This window comes from Pseudovibrio sp. Ad13 (genome assembly GCF_001623225.1).
GTDB lineage: Bacteria > Pseudomonadota > Alphaproteobacteria > Rhizobiales > Stappiaceae > Pseudovibrio.
The window spans coordinates 14,637-32,746 of sequence record NZ_LMCC01000002.1 but is presented as its reverse complement, the minus strand read 5'-3'; the positions used below and the strand labels follow the sequence as shown (position 1 = coordinate 32,746).

Sequence of the window (18,110 nt, the reverse complement as noted above, 5' to 3'; positions counted from 1 at the left end):
TATGGAAGGGCTTCTTTCCCTCGCCGTCAAGGCGATCTTTATCGAGAACCTCGCGCTCTCCTTCTTCCTTGGAATGTGTACATTCCTTGCGGTTTCCAAGAAGGTTGAGACTGCGCTGGGTCTGGGTATCTCCGTTGTTGTTGTGCAGGCGCTGACTGTGCCAATCAACAACGTGCTTTACACCACACTGCTCAATGACAATGCGTTAGCATGGGCTGGACTTGAAGGCACTGATCTGCGCTTTCTGGGCCTGATCTCCTACATCGGCGTTATCGCTGCTGTGGTGCAGATCCTCGAGATGTTCCTCGATCGCTACGTTCCTGCGCTTTACAACGCGCTGGGTATCTTCCTGCCACTGATCACAGTGAACTGCGCGATTATGGGTGGTTCTTTGTTCATGGTGGAGCGTGACTACAATCTGGGTGAGGCATCTGTTTATGGTGTGTCCTCCGGTATCGGTTGGGCGCTGGCGATTACTGCAATGGCTGGTGTGCGTGAAAAGCTGAAATACTCTGATGTTCCTGATGGACTGCAGGGTCTTGGCATCACCTTCATCACTGCTGGTTTGATGGCTATGGGTTTCATGGCTTTCTCAGGCGTGAAGCTGTAAGGGGACGAGTAGATGCAAGACTTTACCTGGGGCATTACGCTCTTCACTCTGATCGTGCTTGCGCTGGTGATCGTCATTTTGATGGCACGCAGCAAGCTGGTTGCATCCGGTGATGTTCAGATCAGTATCAATGGTGAGAAGACGCTCTCCGTTCCTGCGGGTGGCAAGCTACTCAATGTTCTGGCCGATCAGAAAATCTTTGTTCCTTCCGCCTGTGGTGGCGGTGGTACCTGTGCCCAGTGCCGCGTGAAAGTGCACGAGGGTGGCGGTTCTATTCTGGCGACTGAAGAAAGCCATATCACCAAGCGTGAAGCACGCTGCGGTGACCGTCTTTCCTGTCAGGTTGCTGTGAAGCAGGACATGAAGATCGAAGTGCCTGAAGAAGTGTTCGGCGTGAAAAAGTGGGAGTGTACTGTTCGCTCCAACGAGAACGTTGCAACCTTCATTAAGTCGCTGGTTCTGGACCTGCCTGAAGGCGAAGACGTGAACTTCCGTGCTGGTGGTTACATTCAGATTGAAGCCCCTGCGCACAAGCTGAAGTACACTGACTTCCATATTGAAGAGCAGTACCGCGGAGACTGGGATAAGTTCAATCTCTGGCAGTATGAGTCCATCGTGGATGAGCCAGTTGAACGCGCTTACTCCATGGCAAACTACCCGGACGAAAAAGGCATGATCATGCTGAACGTTCGTGTGGCGTCGCCTCCTCCGGGCACTCAGGGTATTCCTGCCGGTAAGATGTCCTCCTTCATCTTCAACCTGAAGCCGGGTGACAAGGTGACGATTTCCGGTCCGTTTGGTGAGTTCTTTGCTCGCGAAACCGACAAGGAAATGGTGTTCATCGGTGGTGGTGCTGGTATGGCGCCTATGCGCTCACACATCTTCGATCAGTTGAAGCGTCTTGAGAACCGCGATCGTAAGATCACTTTCTGGTACGGTGCACGTTCCAAGAAAGAGATGTTCTTTGTTGAGGACTTCGACCAGCTGGCGAAAGAGTTCCCGAACTTCACATGGCATGTGGCGCTTTCTGATCCTCAGCCAGATGATGACTGGGACGGTTACACCGGGTTCATTCACAACGTGCTCTACAACGAGTACCTGAAGGACCACGCTGCGCCAGAAGACTGCGAGTACTACATGTGTGGCCCTCCAATCATGAACCAATCCGTGATCAACATGCTGGTTGATATGGGCGTGGAACGTGAAGACATCATGCTGGACGACTTCGGCGGCTAAACGCTGAGAGCATTGCAAGAATTGAGAGACCCGGTGTCGAGAGGCGCCGGGCTTTTTTTATTCTCATGGAACTTAATGATGTCAGACTTATAGAGGCCTAGAAAAGGCTCATTTACAAAGTGCATTTAGTGTTCACTTGACTAAACCTAAAATTGCATGTGTTTATGCGCACTGTTTTCAGAGTGAGGAATTTATGCATGCCAAGTGCTAGGCCTTTGTGGCGAATTGAAAAAACGGCAGTCACATATGGGACCGTGTATATCTTGCTCTATTTGAGCATTTGGCTGGCTTTACATTACACTCAAAAGCTGTTTGGTGTTGCAATCAGAGCTAATAGCCTTCCTACGATTTTGTTGGTGATTTCAGGTATTATTATCGGATTTGATCTGTTTCGTTCAAACCATCAAAAAATCAAAACTAAGGACTTGTGTAAGTTGGCATTAGCTTGTTCAGCATGTGCTTACTTGTCTGTTTTAGTTTTTAAGGAAGCTACCGACAGTACCATTCTTCTTCATATTATTGAGCAGTATGTAAGTAATAGTGGTCTTGTTGGAAATGGCTTTGATTTCGCGGGATTTGAGCGAGAACTATTGATCGTTAGTCCTCTTAGTCAAACCCCTTTGGACTTCATGGCGCGTTTTATATTTGGTTTGGTTGCCGTACTGTTTTCTGGATTTGGGATTGATTTATCTGTCTCTTTTGGGTTGATGTTATTGCTACTGCTTCATTTTTTAGGCATGGCATTTTGTGCCGCTTTGGGGTTGGTGGTAGGCCAGTGGTTTGCTGTAAAGCACGTAAAAACGATAAGTTAGCTTTTTGATTGAGGATATTTGACTGGTGATTATGGATGGTTCGCAAATTAGTTTGTTGAAGTATGCAGGCCGGTTTACGGCTCTTTTGGCATTGCTGACAGTCGGACTCCCCGTTTTAAGGTTATTGAGTGCTACTTTCTTGGGGCTGGAGCTTTCGATTGGGTATGTTTCTTACATGATTGCTGTGTTTGCAGGATATTGGGTGGGTAAAACTATCTATAACCGGCACGATGTATATCTTGAAGGATTTATCTTACTCAAACTTACTGGATTATGCTTAGTTGGAGCGCTCATTTTAGAGGGAGTTATTACAACTATCATTGTGTTTGGAGATCCTAGCAAAGGGCAAATCTTAAATGACGTGAATACGCTATTTTTTGCGGTGTTATTTTTTGCTTTCTTCAAGTTTGGGACAATTTGGTTAGGGCTTAAACTTGGATGCAAAAGAGCTGAGAAGAAGGCGTACAAAAGAGTACTCAAGGCTATTGGATAACCTATGCAGGAACAACTTCTTTTCTTAGAGCAACAGCTTTTGAGGCCTGCTACTCGAGGAGATAAGAGACAACTTGAGTTGTTACTTCACGCAGACTTCATTGAGATTGGTGCGAGTGGTCGGATGTATAATCGTGCGCAGGTCCTCGCTGAGCTTCCGAGCGAGGCGGCGGATTATCCGGTCAGAACAATTGAGAACTTTTGCTTTCGCAAGTTGAGCGAGGGGCTCATTCAGGTGTTTTACAGCATTGCCGAGAATGAGACGCAGCGGACTTCCATCTGGAAACTCGAAGGTGGGCAGTGGTCCATGATTTATCATCAAGGCACACGCAGAGCGTCATAGCTAGTCGTTTACCCTCCGAGTTTTCTAAAATCCGACTGTTTGTGTGCGCGTCGATTAAATACTTTGGCTTATAGTATGCAGCTGGTAAATTTTTCCTAGAGTCTGCTCTGTTCAAGAGTTCCTACGCAGCAGACTCTCAGGCTTTTTAGGCGTTTCCCATGTGAAACTGAACCAGTCCAGCAGGGATGCGCTGTAGAGGGTTGGGTATGACGCATAACACTGCTTTGCTCATCATCGCGTGCCAGAACGATCATTTTCCAGGTGGCAAGTTTGAATTGCCTAAGCAAATGGAAGCTGCCGGGAATATTGTTGAGCTTTTGAAAGACGCCAGAGAGCACCACGAGTTCGTAATACACATCAAGCATGTCTACAAAGATCCAAAATCGCCTTACATGGCAGAAGGGTCTTTTGGTGCTGAGATCAACAAGATGGTCTGGCCGAAAGCTGATGAGGCGGTCGTAACCAAGTACAATTTCAATGCTCTGGAGGGGACGAACCTGCGAGCGTTGCTGACAGACCATAAAATAGATGATCTGGTGATTTGTGGTTCCATGACCCAGTACTGCATTGTTGAGACTGCACGAGCGACCTTAGACCTCGGATATCCGGTTACTGTTGTTTACGATGCCTGCGCTGCGAGCTGTATGGAGTTCCGTGGGCGTGAAGTGTCCGTGGATGATGTGCAGGCCTCAATTATGGCTTCTCTCATCTTTTCCAATGCGGCTGTTGTTTCGACGGATGAGTTTTTGACCCAACCTCATTAAGCTGCAGCGCTTTGATATCCGAATTTTTGGCGATACTGACCAGGGCTGAGGCCTGTGGTTTTGATGAATACGCGGCGACAAGCTGTTGGGTCTTCGTAACCAACGTCCCATGCGATCTCGTTGAAGGACCGTTTGGTTTGCTCCAGCTGCTGGCGTGCTTCGGTTATGCGGAGTTGCTGTAAATAAGTGTTTGGCGTGTGCCCTGTCGCGACTTCAAACCGTCTTTGGAAGGTTCGTCCTGTCAGTCCGGCTTTTTCTGCCATTTCGGGTACTGTCAATTTTTTCTTATAGGTGGTCTGAAGCCAATGTTGGGCCTTCAAAATCGCCTGATCACCGTGTGAGAAGTTGGGATAGAAGCGGCTGTAGTTTTTTTGTTCTCTTCCGGCTGGATCGATGAGAAATCTACGGGAGACTTCGAGCATGGTTGTGTGATCGATGAAGTGGTCAATCAGCCTGAGGCCCAGATCGGTCCATGCCATGATGCCGCCTGCGGTGATGACATCGCCTTCATCGACGATCATTTTGTCAGTATCGAGCTGTACCAAAGGGTATTTCTTCGCAAAATCCTCGGTGATTGCCCAATGGGTTGTGGCGGGCCTGTTGTCAAGAATGCCCGTTTCGGCCAGCAACATCGCGCCGACGCAGATTGAGCAGAGAATGGCGCCATGCTCATGTTGGTGTTTGAGCCATTGGACGAGTGCTGGTGAGACGGTCGGGTGATCATCGACCAGACAGGGAGGCAGGATTATCGCCGAGAAGGTAGTGGCTCCGATTGAGCTGATCTGATCTTCGTGAAGCACGGTTGCCTCAATGCTGCTGGCATTGCTTTTGCTGGCAGCGTGGAACATATCGATTAGCCCATAAACCGCTGAGAGTTGTGCGCCGGTGTAGGACAGTATGCCGATAGGATGATGTGTCTCTGATCTGATCATATGGCAATTATAGCATGTTTTATGTCGTATATGCCAATCGAGCTGATTGGAGGTGTTGATTAGGTTTGTTGCCGACAAGAGCAAATCTATGGAGGCACAAATGTCTAAATCCGCACTGGTTATTGTTGACGTTCAGAACGACTATTTCCCCGGTGGCGCCTGGGAGCTGGATGGGCAGGTTGAAGCTGCTCAGAATGTAAAGCGTTTGTTGGAAGACAGCCGCAGCAAGAAAACTCCGATCATTCACATTCAGCATGTGGTTGAAGCAGGTAATGCGCCGTTCTTCAACGCAGGCACTGAAGGTGTTAAAATTCATGATGATGTGTTGCCTCAGGATGGTGAGCCGCTCGTAACCAAGCAGTTTGCAAATAGCTTTTTGGAAACCAACCTGAAAGAATTGCTGGATGAGCAGGGCATTGAGCATCTGGTCGTCGTTGGCTCTATGTCTCACAACTGCATTGATGCGACAGTTCGTGCCGCGGTTGATCTGGGATACACAGCAACCATTATTGGTGATGCTTGTGCGACATTGGATATGGAACACAACGGCGAGACTATTCCTGCGAAATACGTACATGGTGCGTTCATGGCATCCCTGGCTTTTGCGTATGGCAAAGTTGTCAGCACAGATGAGTATCTGGCTGCATAACTCAGGCTTTGACTGCTTTCAGAAGCCGGCTCCTGAGGCCGGCTTCTGATTAGGGATAGCTCGGGATTTTATAAAATCTGCTTTTTAAAATCCGGCATGCTTAAACGTGTTGGCCTTATTGTTTGCTCAAATAAGACCAATAGGACTGAGGTGTGCTTATGCCTAAAAGGGCCCTGATCATTATCGACTGCCAGAACGATTATTTTCCTGGTGGTAGCTGTCCTTTAGGGGGGCAGGTGGAAGCAGGAAAAAATATTGCCCGTCTTCTTGAGATGGTGCGAGACAACGACGAAAACGTCATCCACCTTCAACACATGTACAAAGATAAAACAGAGCCTTATCTGGTTGAGGGATCGCCAGGGGTGGAGATTAACGAGTGTGCGAGACCCGTGAACGGGGAACCTGTTGTCGTTAAAAACTACATGAATGGCTATAAGGACACCAATCTGCAGCAGATCCTTGTTGAGGCTGGTATTGATGAGATCGTCATGTGTGGTTCTATGAGCCAGAACTGCGTGAATGCGACTGCGCGTCAGACCCTTGATCTGGGTTACCCGCTGACCATCATTTACGATGCGTGCGCCACAGAGGATCTTGAGTTCAATGGCGTAACCGTCCCAGCGGATCATGTTCACACTGCTATGATGGCGTCTTTAAGATTTGCGCATAGCAACGTGATTTCTACCGATGAATTCCTGCATTCGTTGAATGGAGCATAATCGACGTTTTGGATGACCAACCTCCTGAGGGGATATGGCCAAGAAAGCCCTAATCATCATTGATTGTCAGAACGACTTCTTCCCGGGGGGGAAGTGTGAACTCGAGGGTCAGGTTGAATCTGCTGCGAACATTCAGCGTTTGCTTAAGAGCGCTCGCGATAACGACGATTGCATTGTCCATATCCAGCATTTCTTTAAAGATAAGTATGCTCCGTTCCTTGTTGAGGGAACCATCGGGGCAGAACTGCATGATAGTTGCAGCCCCGCTGAGGGGGAGCATGTGGTGGTCAAGTATTCCGCTAACAGTTACCTGAACACGAACCTTCAGCAGATTTTAGAGGATGTGGGTGTTGAGGAAATCGTGATCTGCGGGGGCATGTCTCATATGTGCATTGATGCGGCGGCGCGTGCGACTGTTGATCTTGGTTATCCCATCACTGTTATCTACGATGCCTGTGCGACCTGTGATCTTGAGTTTGAAGGGGAAATCGTTCCAGCAAAATATGTTCAAGGGGCGATTATGGCAGCGCTTTCGTTCGCCTATGGTAAGGTTATTTCGACTGAGGAATATCTGGGTCACTGAGCAGGTTTTCTGTGCGGGCTTTATCAGGTCTGGTGTTTACTCCTAGGTTTTATGAAAAATGCGGGTTTTTCTAGCTGAGTTCCGTCAATCGATATCTATTAGACTATTACGCAGTTGGTCTGTCACGTGAGGTGTTGAGCGTAAGATGACGAGAACGGCGTTGCTGATAATTGACTGTCAGAACGACTTCTTTCCCGGTGGGAAATGTGAGTTGGAAGGGCAGTTCGAGGCTGCGGGGAACATTCAGATGTTGCTGACAAATGCGCGCGTTCAGGATCAAACCATCGTTCACATCCAACATCATTTTAAAGAGAAAGATGCACCGTTTACGGTTGAAGGCACGATTGGTGCTGAAATCCACGACATGGCGAAACCGTTGCCGCACGAGCCAATCGTGACGAAGTATACCTCTAACATCTTCCTCAACAATAACCTCAAGCAGATCCTAGATGATGAGAATGTTGAGGAGCTGGTTATCTGTGGTTCGATGAGTAAGGATTGCATTGCAGCTGCAGCACATGCGACGACAGAACTTGGATATCCGATTACGATTATTTACGATGCCTGCGCGACGCGGGAGCCGGGGTCCTGTGATACGTCTTCTCAGCAAGAGTTTGTGCAAGCAGCGATTATGGCTTCGCTGTCGTTCATTTGCAGCAATATTGTCTCCACAAATGAATATCTTCTGAGACATTCTCCGGCGTAGGGTCTGATTTCAGGTGTTTGTGATCAGCCGCTGATATTGATCTTTCTCAGACCAACCCAGAATGGACCAATGGCAAGCAGCATGAATGATGCGGCCAGCAGGAATGGTGCACCCGGATAGTAAAGCTCTGCACTGTCTGCTGTGAAGCTGGTGAAGAGCTGTGTCATCATCAAAGTGGAAAGCACAAGTGTGAGCCCGATGATGCTTGTCAGCGCACCTTGCAGACGGCCCTGCTTGTCTTGTGAGACGTGATGGCTCATCAGGGCGATCATGGCAGGTGGGATCATCGCGCCAAGCGCTGCTGGTGGCAGGAGCAGAATGACTGTGAGTGTGTTTGGCGCAAATGCGAAGCCTAGCAATGCGATTACGGCGAAGAAGAAGCCGTAAAGCACGGTTTTCGCTTCGCCCTTGCGCGGAATAATCCAGCGGATAAGACCGCCTTTGACGCTGGAGAAACCAATACCGACGATAGCGAGTGAGAGACCTACCTGAGCTGTGGTCCAGTGGAAGGCTTCAATTGTGTAGTACGGCCAAATTGCCGGATACACGAAGTTTGCCATTTCAAAGAGGAAGAGCGCAATGAAGAGCCACACCAGAACAGGAGACTGGGCAATATCCATGGCTGCGCCAACAGGGTTTGCTCTGCGCCAGCGAATGGCCTTTCTTGCCGATTTTGGCAGGGTTTCCGGCATGTAGAACAGGCCGTAAGCGAAGGTCATCGCAATCAGAACTGCAGAGATGTAGAAGGGTACACGGACGCCGAAGAGGGCAAGTGTTCCGCCCATAACCGGACCGATGACAAAGCCAAAACCGATTGCCGCACCAACCATGCCGAAGCGGGTGGCGCGTTTGCCGTTATGCGATATATCGGAGACTGCTGCATAGGCGGTGGCGTAGGTTGCGCTGGCAACTCCAGCCAAGAGCCTGCCAATGAACAGAACCCAGAGCGAACCTGCGAAGGTCATGATCAGGTAGTCGACTGTCAGGACAGCAAGGGAGATCAAGAGGATTGGGCGTCGACCAAAACGGTCAGATATCGCCCCAACAGCGGGACCGAAGAGGAACTGCATAGCAGCGTAACTTGCTGCGATGTAGCCGCCCCAGAGAGCTGCATCTGCGATGGTGGTTTGGCTGAGTTCTGCGACCAGTGCCGGGGTCACCGGAATGATCAATCCGGCACCAATCGCGTTCAGCAAAACAGTCCCTGCAATGAATACAAGGGTATGAAAGTCCTGTTTTGACCTGATGGATTGTAGTGCCAGCAGCATTCTTTTCTCGTTTTTCGCTAAATGCTATGTAACAAAGCGATCCAGCAAGTAAAGAAAAAACTCAGCATTTGTGCATATGCCGCAGGTCAAAAAAACAGGGTGAAGATCTATTTACGCCACGGCGGTGTTTCTTTAGCGAAGAATGCAGAAATTCCGGCCTGTGCTTCAGTGGTTTCCCATCTGTCCGCTAGGGCATTTGCTGTGTAGTCGATCTGATCTTCTGCAGGCATACGCGCTAAATTCTGACAAAGAGCTTTTGCATCTGCTACGGCACCCGGTGCGCAATTTAAATAAGCTTCTGCTTCTTTCTGCGTTACTGCGTGCAGGTCCTCTGGTGTTGTCACCAATGAGACAAGACCGAGGTGATGTGCTCTTTGCGCACCAAATGGGCGGGCATTCATGAAGACCTGACGAGCATGACCTTCGCCCAAGCGACGTACAACATAAGTGCCGATGGTTGCCGGGATCAGGCCGAGGCGGGTTTCAGTCAGAGCGAATTTGGTGTTGTCAGCAGCAACCACCAGATCGCAGACGCTGAGAATGCCAACTCCGCCGCCGTAAGCAGGGCCATGAACACGAGCGAGCAGAGGCTTTTTCATGCTGTCGAGGCGTTTGAGCATGCCTGCCAGACGATTGGCTTCCTGCATTTTGCCGATGCGGTCTTTCTCTGCCTGCGCCTGCATCCACTTGAGATCGCCGCCAGCACAGAAGGTTTCGCCGTCCGCTGCCAGAATGATTGCGCGGGTCTGCTCACAGTTGTCCAGCTCTTCAGCTGCTGCAACCAGTTCATCCATCATCTCAGCATTCATAGCATTGTGCTTTTCAGCGCGTGCCAGCAAGAGTGTGGTGATGCCGTTGTCCGCTTTTTCGATGCGAAGGTTCTGATAGGTCATGCCGCCGCCGCCTCTTTGATGGAGAGAATAAACTCTTGCGTTTGTTCCAGCTTCTCAATGTCGAGGCCGGTGTTGTAGTCCAGCAATTTTGCCATTTTTGCGACGGCCAGTGTGCTGACGTTGCCTTTTGCGCCCGGTGCATACGGACAACCGCCGAGACCGCCGATGGCTGAATCGAACGTGCGCAGGCCCATTTTTATGCTGGACATGATGTTAGCCAGAGCCAGGTCTTTGGTGTCGTGGAAATGGCCTGCGAGTTGCTCAGCCGGGATGACGCTCAGGACTGCATCCAGCATCGCTTCCGTGGTTTCCGGAGTGGCTGCGCCAATGGTGTCGCCAAGGGAAACCTCGTAGCAGCCCATCTGCAGCAGACGTTCTGAGACCATTGCTACGTTTTGGACTGGAGTTGGGCCATCGTATGGGCACTCAACGATGCAGGAGACGTATCCGCGGACTGGAATGCCGTCAGCTTTTGCTGCTTCCACGATTGGAGTGAAGCGTTCGAAGCTTTCCTCAATAGAGCAGTTGATGTTCTTTTGAGAAAAGCCTTCTGATGCGGACGCGAAGATTGCGACTTCATCCGCCCCGGATGCTTTGGCGCGCTCGTAGCCTTTGATGTTTGGCGTCAGCGCTGTATAGCGAATGCCGGGTTTGCGCGTGATGCCTGCAAAGACTTCCGCAGCATCCGCCATTTGCGGCACCCATTTGGGTGAAACAAAGCTGGATGTTTCGATCTTCTCAAACCCGCACTCGGAAAGGCGGTTGATCAGTTCGATCTTGTTTGCTGTCGGGATCAGCGTTTTTTCGTTCTGCAGGCCGTCGCGTGGGCCCATCTCAAAAATGTTTAGTTTCTTGCTCATCGCTTATCAAACCTCCTCGTCGATAGCGCGGGCACGAAGTTCTCTGCGGATAACCTTTCCGGTTGTTGTCATTGGCAGGGCTTCGACAAATTCCAGTTCACGTGGATATTCATGCGCAGCTAATCGCTGTTTCACAAAATCAGAAAGTTCCTTGGCCAGTTCATCGGATGGCTCAACACCTTCTTTCAGCACAATGTAGGCTTTGACGATCTCGGTGCGTAACTTGTCTGGCTTGCCGATGACACCTGCCATGGCAACTCTGTCGTGTTTCAACAGGCAGTCTTCAATCTCGCCAGGGCCGATGCGGTAGCCGGATGAGGTGATGACATCATCATCGCGGCCAACAAACTGGATCCAGCCGTCTTTATCCATCACGCCTTTGTCGCCCGTGATGAGGAAGTCGCCAGAGAATTTCTTTTTCGTGGCTTCCGGATTGTTCCAGTATTGGAGGAACATGACAGGGTTTGGTGCACGAACGCCGATGTTGCCAAGCTGACCAGCTTCGAGAACGGTGCCTTTGTCGTCCACGATCTGCACATCAAAGCCCGGCACGGCTTTGCCGGTGACGCCAGGACGGGTTTCCATCAGTTCTGCGCAGGTGGAGACAACGAGGTTGCACTCGGTCTGGCCGTAGAATTCGCTGATTGTCAGGCCGAACGTGTCCTGACCCCATTGGATCAGCTCTGCGCCAAGGGCTTCGCCGCCACTGCCGAGGGAGCGGAGGGAATAGTTCCAGCGGTCCTTCGGGTTCTCTACCTGCCGCATCATTTTCAGCGCGGTTGGCGGGATGAAGGCGTTGCGGATTTTCAGGTCTTGCATTAGCTGGAAGGCTGCTTCGCCGCTGAACTTCTTGAAACGGCAAGCAACGACAGGAATGCCGTGATGTAGGCTTGGCAGAAGAACATCGATCAAACCGCCGATCCATGCCCAGTCTGCTGGTGTCCAGAAGCGGTCACCTTCTTTCGGGAACATGTTGTGCGGCATCTCTACGCCGGGCAGGTGACCGAGCAGTGTGCGGTGCGCGTGGAGCGCGCCTTTGGGTTGGCCGGTGGTGCCGGAGGTGTAGATGATAATGGCGGGGTCTTCGGCTTTGGTCTTCACTGGTGTGAAGCCTTCGTTTTGCCCTGCCATTTCAGCATGGAGTGAGCGAGTGCCGAAGTCTGTGCCTTCGATGTTCAGGATCAGCTCAAGCTCTGGCAGGCTGTCGCGGATCTTTGCCAGCTTCTCAGCACCTGCATTGTTGGTGATGAGAGCTTTCGCACCAGAGTTCTCTAGCCGATATTCCAGTGCTTCTTCGCCAAACAGCGAGAAGAGCGGAATGGAGATGCCACCAAGCTTGTGAATTGCAATATGGGAGAAGGCTGTTTCAGGTGCCTGTGGCAGTAGGATGCCGACGCGCTCACCTTGGCTGATGCCTTGAGATAGGAGCAGATTGGCCAGCTGGTTACTCAGCTTTTTCAAGTCACCAAACGTGTAAGTGGTTGTTGGCCCGTCTTCTTCAGCGAAGATGAGTGCTTCGCGGGCGGCGTCTTTGTCCGCCCACTTGTCACAGATATCTACGCCAATGTTGAAGAACTCCGGGATGTCCCACTGAAACTTTTCTCGGAGCTCCTCGTAAGATTTCGCAGATGGCAACAACGGTTATTCCTCCTCCTCAAGCGTGAGGAGTATAACGCCTTCTTCCACTTGGTCACCCGCAGATGCCATCACTTCAGCCACAACGCCGTCACGCGGTGCTTTGAGAGAGTGTTCCATCTTCATGGCTTCGGTCACGATCAACGTATCGCCTTCAGAAACCTCGTCACCCGGCTTACAGTTTACAGCACGCACAAGGCCCGGCATTGGCGATGTGATGGCGTTGCCTGAGGCTGCACTGTCATCCTGCTCTGCCAGATGATCCGGCAGATCGAAGCGCCATGTGACACCGCCGGAGAAGAGGGTGAGACTGGTGTCTTCTGCGAAGAAATCAGCTGAGGTGATTTGACCGGCAAAATCCACGCGCATGTGGTTGTTGTCTACGGAGAGGATCTGCAAATTGAAGGTTTCATCATCAATAGCAATGGTCAGGCTGCCATCATGATGGCGGTTTGCCACAACTTCGGTGACTTCATCGCGCCATGACAGATGCGCAATCTGCTGGGCTGCCGTCCAATGACGCCAACCTGTGAGGCTCGCCCACGGATCGTTATGGACCAGTGCAGTTTCAGTTGCAAAGCCGAGCTCGATGAGAGCAGCCATTGCGAAAGCGTGTTTGGTTGGAGCTGTCGGTTTAGTGAGAGCTTCCAGTTCACGGTCGATAAGGCCCGTGTCCATCTCACCCTTTGCAAAGCCGTCGTGGTTACACAGGCGATGCAGGAAAGTGATGTTGGTGGTGCAGCCAACTGCCTGACTCTTTTCCAAGGCCAGAGACATTTTCGCCAGAGCAGCTTCACGGGTTTCGCCGTGGCAGATCACCTTTGCGATCATTGGATCGTAGTAAGGGGTGATCGTATCGCCTTTGCGTACGCCGCTGTCGATGCGGGCGAACAATTCCGGCAGTTTCAACTCGTTCAGCGTTCCGGTTGCTGGCAGGAAGCCTGCTTCAGCATCCTCAGCGTAGATACGCGCTTCAAATGCATGGCCGAAGATGGTGAGCTCGTCCTGCATCAGAGGCAATTCACCACCCGCTGCGACGGAGAGCTGCCAGTTGACCAAATCTTGCCCGGTGATGGCTTCTGTGACCGGATGTTCTACCTGAAGACGCGTGTTCATTTCCATGAACCAGAAGCGGTCAGAACGGAGACCTTCTGAGCCATCAACAATGAACTCAACCGTACCAGCGCCTTCATATCCTACAGCTTGAGCTGCTTTGACGGCAGCATCGCCCATAGCGTTGCGCATCTCTTCGGTCATGCCGGGGGCAGGGGCTTCTTCGATCACCTTTTGGTGGCGACGCTGCAAGGAGCAGTCGCGCTCGAACAGGTGTACTGCATTGCCATGACCATCACAGAAGACCTGCACCTCGATGTGGCGTGGTGACAGGATGTACTTCTCGATGAGGACGCGTGGGTCACCAAAGCTGGACTGACCTTCGCGCTGAGCGCCTTCCAGAGCTTCAAAGAAGTCTGCCGGATCATCAACACGGCGCATGCCTTTGCCGCCGCCGCCTGCGCGGGCTTTGATGAGGACCGGATAGCCGATCTTGTCGGATTCACTTTTTAGGAACTCAGCGTCCTGGTTGCTGCCATGATAGCCCGGCACGACTGGAACGCCGGACTCTTCCATGAGTTTTTTGGCGGCATCCTTCAGGCCCATGGCGCGAATTGCATCCGCTGGTGGGCCGATGAAGACAAGGCCAGCTGCTTCAACCGCTTCCACGAACTCTGGGTTTTCTGAAAGGAAACCGTAGCCCGGATGGATGGCGTCTGCGCCGCTGGTTTTGGCAGCGTTGAGCAACTCAGGAATGTTGAGGTAGCTCTCTGCCACTGGTGCTGGGCCAAGGCGGTAAGCCTCGTCAGCCATTTGCACGTGACGGGCATCGCGGTCAGCGTCTGAATAGACTGCAACAACCTTGATGCCGAGGGCTTTGGCGGATTTTGCAACACGGCAAGCAATCTCACCACGGTTCGCAATAAGGATTTTCTTGAACATACCGAGCCCCTTACATGCGGAAGACGCCGAATGGCGTGTCTTCGATTGGTGCGTTGAGGCTTGCTGCGATGGACAGTGCCAGGACGTCACGAGTTTTGCGCGGGTCGACAATGCCGTCATCCCAGAGGCGTGCGGAGGCGTAGAGCGGGTGGCCTTGCTCTTCAAACTGATCAATGATCGGTTGTTTGAAGGTTGCTTCTTCTTCCGCTGACCATTCACCGCCTTTGCGCTCAATGCCGTCACGGCGCACTGTTGCCAGCACGCCAGCAGCTTGCGGACCGCCCATGACGGAGATGCGGGAGCTTGGCCATTTCCAGAGCATGCGCGGTGAGTAAGCCCGGCCACACATGCCGTAGTTGCCAGCGCCGAAGGAACCGCCAATGAGCATGGTGATCTTTGGAACCTTTGCGCATGCCACGGCTGTTACCAGCTTAGCGCCATCTTTTGCGATGCCGCCTGCCTCATACTTTTGCCCGACCATGAAGCCGGTGATGTTTTGCAGGAAGACCAGCGGGATTTTACGCTGACAGCACAGCTCCACAAAGTGGGCGCCTTTAAGCGCGGCTTCTGAGAACAGAATACCGTTGTTGGCGATGATGCCGACAGGCATGCCGTGGATGTGAGCGAAACCGGTGACGAGCGTGGTGCCGTAGCGGGCTTTGAATTCATCAAAGCGAGAGCCGTCTACCACACGGGCGATGACTTCGCGCACGTCGTATGGTGTTTTCAGATCCGCAGGGACGACGCCGAGGATTTCTTCTGGATCGTAGAGCGGATCTTCCGGCGTTTGCAGCTGAAGCTGGTCTGGCTTGCGGCGGTTGAGATTGGACACAGCCTGACGGGCTAGTGCCAAAGCGTGAGCATCGTCACGGGCCAAGTGGTCTGCCACACCGGAGAGGCGGGTGTGAACATCCCCACCGCCCAGATCTTCAGCAGAAACCACTTCGCCCGTGGCGGCTTTCACCAGTGGAGGACCGGCGAGGAAAATGGTGCCTTGCTCTTTCACGATGATGGTCTCATCACACATGGCTGGCACATATGCGCCACCCGCGGTACAGGAGCCCATAACCACCGCGATTTGCGGAATGCCTTTTGCAGACATGTTGGCTTGATTGTAGAAGATGCGGCCAAAGTGCTCTTTGTCCGGAAACACTTCATCCTGCTGGGGCAGGTTAGCGCCGCCAGAATCCACCAAGTAAATGCATGTGAGATTGTTCTCCATGGCAATTTCTTGGGCGCGTAGGTGCTTCTTGACTGTCAGCGGATAATAAGTACCGCCCTTCACCGTGGCATCGTTGGCCACGATCATGCACTCAATGCCGTTGACCCGGCCAATGCCGGTGACAATGCCAGCTGAAGGCGAGGCGCCCTCATACATGTTGTGGGCGGCAAACTGGCCAACTTCCAGAAATGGAGAACCCGGATCGATCAGGCGGGCAACGCGCTCACGCGGGAGGATCTTACCACGGGAGACGTGCCGTTCGCGAGGGCCTTCGCCCCCGCCCAAAAGGGCTTGCTGGCTTGCTGTACGCACCTCATCCATTGCGGCGAGATGCAAGGCGCGGTTGTTTTTGTAACTTTCCGAACCCGTTGCAGCCTGAGACTTGATGACAGCCATTATTTGGTTTCCTGAAAGAGCTCACGACCAATCAGCATACGGCGAATTTCAGATGTGCCTGCGCCGATTTCATAGAGTTTCGCATCACGCAGCAGGCGACCGGTTGGGTACTCGTTGATGTAACCGTTGCCGCCGAGGGACTGGATTGCTTCCAGCGCCAGTTTGGTTGCGTTTTCTGCAGAATAGAGGATGCAGCCAGCGGAGTCCTTGCGGGTGGTTTCGCCGCGGTCACACGCATTTGCGACGGCGTACACGTAGGAACGGGAGGCGTTCATCAGGGTGTACATGTCTGCGATTTTGCCCTGCATCAGCTGGAACTCACCGATGGCTTTGCCGAACTGTTTGCGCTCGTGGATGTAAGGAACCACAATGTCCATAGCTGCTGCCATGATGCCAAGTGGACCTCCGGAGAGAACAACGCGCTCATAATCCAGACCGGACATCAGCACGTTTACACCGCGGCCTTCTTCACCGAGGACGTTCTCATATGGGACTTCGCAGTCTTCAAAGACCAGCTCACACGTGTTGGAACCGCGCATGCCGAGTTTGTCCAGCTTTTGCGCTGTAGAGAAGCCCTTCATGCCTTTTTCGATGATGAAAGCTGTCATGCCTTTTGGGCCAGCATCAGGATTCGTTTTTGCATAGACAACCAGAGTGGAGGCGTCAGGGCCGTTTGTGATCCACATTTTGTTGCCATTGAGCACGTAACGGTCATTGCGCTTTTCAGCGCGCAGCTTCATGGAAACAACGTCAGAGCCTGCGCCCGGCTCGGACATGGCCAGAGAGCCGACATGCTCACCGGAGCAGAGTTTTGGCAGATACTTTGCCTTTTGCTCAGGTGTGCCGTGACGGTTGATCTGGTTCACGCACAGGTTGGAGTGCGCGCCGTAGGAGAGGCCAACAGATGCGGAGGCGCGGGAGATTTCCTCGACCGCAACAACGTGGGCGAGGTAGCCCATGCCGGTTCCGCCGTATTCCGGGTCAGCTGTCATGCCAAGCACGCCAAGGTCACCCATCTCTTTCCAGAGATCATTGGGGAACTCGTTGGTCTCGTCGATCTCAGCGGCGCGCGGTGCGAGCTTGTCTTGTGCCCACCGGCGAATGGTTTCGCGCAGAGCGTTAATATCTTCACCAAGACCAAAATTCATTACAGCGTCAAACACGGCGCTTCCTCCTGCTACCGAAGCTCTGCGATCCACGCTCTTTAACGAGCTTCCCAGTGGATCGTAAATTAATTAAACGAACGTTCGTTTGATTAATAGCAGAGGCTCAGTTACTATGCAATAACCCTTAGGGCGCATTTCCTGTTGCGTATTCTTTCCCGAAAACTGCTAGGCATCGCTCGGGCATGCGCTGAAACACTGCGTCTCTTATGTAGAATGAAAAGGCTCAGATCGTGGCACGAACCAAAGGCTCCGTTGGCGCAGATACAAAAACTGCAATTTATGCAGCAGCAAAGAAGCTGATTGAAGCCAAGGGCTTTGAGGCGATGACGCTTCGCCAGCTTGCAGCTGAGGTGGGAGTGCAGCCGGGGTCAGTCTATCGCTATGTAGAGAGTAAGGACGAACTGCTTCAGGCGCTGATGAACCTGCACATGATCAGCTTGATTGAGAACTGGGAGAAGCTGGAGGGCAAGGGGGACGACCCGGTTTCCCGTCTCAAAGCGTTTGTTGCGTTTCACATTCGCTACCACATTGAACGCCGGGCGGACGTTGTAATCGCCAATCTGGAGCTGCGTTCGCTGGGTGAAGAGTATCGTGCTGATGTGGTGACCAAACGCAGCCAGTATGAGGCCAATTTGCGGAACATTTTGTCCGATGGGGTTAGGGCAGAAGTGTTTCCCAAAGTGGATCAGGAAGTTGCCGCTTATGCGATCATCGCCATGCTGACTGGTGTTTGCTTCTGGTATCGCCCTGATGGTCGTCTTAGTATCGATGAGATTATCGAGGTGCACCAGAAGCTGGTGCTGCAGGGCGTTGTGGGCTAGGGGCTATT

General features: G+C 52.1%; 19 protein-coding genes. 11 read left to right on the top strand and 8 right to left on the bottom strand.

The window, feature by feature from the left end; all coding sequences use genetic code 11:
• Position 1 precedes the first annotated feature (1 nt).
• The 6 genes from nqrE to PsAD13_RS00925 all read left to right on the top strand — a co-directional run bounded on the left by nqrE (position 2) and on the right by PsAD13_RS00925 (position 4,257).
• The gene (gene nqrE, locus PsAD13_RS00950; RefSeq protein ID WP_057465438.1) at positions 2 to 610 is read left to right on the top strand and encodes an NADH:ubiquinone reductase (Na(+)-transporting) subunit E; all 609 of its coding nucleotides are present in this window, start codon (positions 2 to 4) and stop codon (positions 608 to 610) included.
• A 12-nt stretch (positions 611 to 622) separates the two neighbouring features.
• A complete protein-coding gene (gene nqrF, locus PsAD13_RS00945) occupies positions 623 to 1,846 on the top strand; it encodes an NADH:ubiquinone reductase (Na(+)-transporting) subunit F (protein ID WP_063290459.1) in 1,224 nt (407 codons plus the stop codon).
• A 197-nt stretch (positions 1,847 to 2,043) separates the two neighbouring features.
• A complete protein-coding gene (locus PsAD13_RS00940) occupies positions 2,044 to 2,658 on the top strand; it encodes a hypothetical protein (RefSeq protein WP_063317048.1) in 615 nt (204 codons plus the stop codon).
• Between the two features lie 31 nt (positions 2,659 to 2,689).
• Positions 2,690 to 3,151 (top strand): ABZJ_00895 family protein, encoded by a 462-nt coding sequence (locus PsAD13_RS00935; protein WP_063317047.1) that lies wholly within the window; start codon positions 2,690 to 2,692, stop codon positions 3,149 to 3,151.
• A 3-nt stretch (positions 3,152 to 3,154) separates the two neighbouring features.
• Positions 3,155 to 3,493: a nuclear transport factor 2 family protein gene (locus tag PsAD13_RS00930; protein WP_063317046.1), complete on the top strand. Its 339-nt coding sequence runs from the start codon at positions 3,155 to 3,157 to the stop codon at positions 3,491 to 3,493.
• A 206-nt stretch (positions 3,494 to 3,699) separates the two neighbouring features.
• On the top strand, positions 3,700 to 4,257 hold the full coding sequence (locus tag PsAD13_RS00925; RefSeq protein WP_063308321.1) for an isochorismatase family protein: 558 nt from the start codon (positions 3,700 to 3,702) through the stop codon (positions 4,255 to 4,257).
• Here the strand turns inward: PsAD13_RS00925 and PsAD13_RS00920 are convergent.
• The gene (locus PsAD13_RS00920) at positions 4,254 to 5,189 is read right to left on the bottom strand and encodes a GlxA family transcriptional regulator (protein ID WP_063290456.1); all 936 of its coding nucleotides are present in this window, start codon (positions 5,187 to 5,189) and stop codon (positions 4,254 to 4,256) included. The two genes, PsAD13_RS00925 and PsAD13_RS00920, sit on opposite strands and share 4 nt — an antisense overlap.
• Before the next feature lie 100 nt (positions 5,190 to 5,289).
• Between PsAD13_RS00920 and PsAD13_RS00915 the strand changes: the two genes are divergently transcribed.
• The 4 genes from PsAD13_RS00915 (at position 5,290) to PsAD13_RS00900 (ending at position 7,846) form a co-directional block, all read left to right on the top strand.
• Complete coding sequence (locus PsAD13_RS00915) at positions 5,290 to 5,838, top strand: cysteine hydrolase family protein (protein WP_057465432.1); 549 nt, start codon at positions 5,290 to 5,292, stop codon at positions 5,836 to 5,838.
• A gap of 158 nt (positions 5,839 to 5,996) precedes the next feature.
• A complete protein-coding gene (locus tag PsAD13_RS00910) occupies positions 5,997 to 6,557 on the top strand; it encodes a cysteine hydrolase family protein (protein ID WP_063290454.1) in 561 nt (186 codons plus the stop codon).
• A gap of 34 nt (positions 6,558 to 6,591) precedes the next feature.
• The gene (locus PsAD13_RS00905) at positions 6,592 to 7,140 is read left to right on the top strand and encodes a cysteine hydrolase family protein (protein ID WP_057465430.1); all 549 of its coding nucleotides are present in this window, start codon (positions 6,592 to 6,594) and stop codon (positions 7,138 to 7,140) included.
• A 145-nt stretch (positions 7,141 to 7,285) separates the two neighbouring features.
• Complete coding sequence (locus tag PsAD13_RS00900; RefSeq protein WP_063304498.1) at positions 7,286 to 7,846, top strand: isochorismatase family protein; 561 nt, start codon at positions 7,286 to 7,288, stop codon at positions 7,844 to 7,846.
• Between the two features lie 23 nt (positions 7,847 to 7,869).
• On the opposite strand, the gene PsAD13_RS00895 is transcribed toward PsAD13_RS00900, so the two are convergent.
• The 7 genes from PsAD13_RS00895 to PsAD13_RS00865 all read right to left on the bottom strand — a co-directional run bounded on the left by PsAD13_RS00895 (position 7,870) and on the right by PsAD13_RS00865 (position 17,263).
• The gene (locus PsAD13_RS00895) at positions 7,870 to 9,114 is read right to left on the bottom strand and encodes an MFS transporter (RefSeq protein ID WP_063291493.1); all 1,245 of its coding nucleotides are present in this window, start codon (positions 9,112 to 9,114) and stop codon (positions 7,870 to 7,872) included.
• Positions 9,115 to 9,221: 107 nt separating this feature from the next.
• The gene (locus PsAD13_RS00890) at positions 9,222 to 10,007 is read right to left on the bottom strand and encodes an enoyl-CoA hydratase-related protein (RefSeq protein ID WP_063291494.1); all 786 of its coding nucleotides are present in this window, start codon (positions 10,005 to 10,007) and stop codon (positions 9,222 to 9,224) included.
• The gene (locus tag PsAD13_RS00885; RefSeq protein ID WP_063317045.1) at positions 10,004 to 10,867 is read right to left on the bottom strand and encodes a hydroxymethylglutaryl-CoA lyase; all 864 of its coding nucleotides are present in this window, start codon (positions 10,865 to 10,867) and stop codon (positions 10,004 to 10,006) included. Before PsAD13_RS00885 ends, PsAD13_RS00890 begins: the two co-directional genes overlap by 4 nt.
• 6 nt (positions 10,868 to 10,873) lie before the next feature.
• Positions 10,874 to 12,505 carry an acyl-CoA synthetase gene (locus PsAD13_RS00880; protein ID WP_063317044.1) on the bottom strand — a complete coding sequence of 544 codons (1,632 nt, stop codon included), beginning with the start codon at positions 12,503 to 12,505 and terminating at the stop codon, positions 10,874 to 10,876.
• Between the two features lie 3 nt (positions 12,506 to 12,508).
• Positions 12,509 to 14,497, bottom strand: a complete 1,989-nt coding sequence (locus tag PsAD13_RS00875) for an acetyl/propionyl/methylcrotonyl-CoA carboxylase subunit alpha (RefSeq protein ID WP_063317043.1) — start codon at positions 14,495 to 14,497, stop codon at positions 12,509 to 12,511.
• Between the two features lie 10 nt (positions 14,498 to 14,507).
• Positions 14,508 to 16,115: a carboxyl transferase domain-containing protein gene (locus PsAD13_RS00870; RefSeq protein ID WP_063317042.1), complete on the bottom strand. Its 1,608-nt coding sequence runs from the start codon at positions 16,113 to 16,115 to the stop codon at positions 14,508 to 14,510.
• Positions 16,115 to 17,263, bottom strand: coding sequence for an isovaleryl-CoA dehydrogenase (locus PsAD13_RS00865; protein ID WP_193777022.1), 1,149 nt, complete (start codon positions 17,261 to 17,263; stop codon positions 16,115 to 16,117). The genes PsAD13_RS00870 and PsAD13_RS00865 overlap by 1 nt, the downstream gene beginning before the upstream one ends.
• 248 nt (positions 17,264 to 17,511) lie before the next feature.
• On the opposite strand from PsAD13_RS00865, the gene PsAD13_RS00860 reads away from it, so the two are divergent.
• Positions 17,512 to 18,102, top strand: a complete 591-nt coding sequence (locus tag PsAD13_RS00860; protein ID WP_063317040.1) for a TetR/AcrR family transcriptional regulator — start codon at positions 17,512 to 17,514, stop codon at positions 18,100 to 18,102.
• The last annotated feature ends 8 nt before the right edge of the window (positions 18,103 to 18,110 follow it).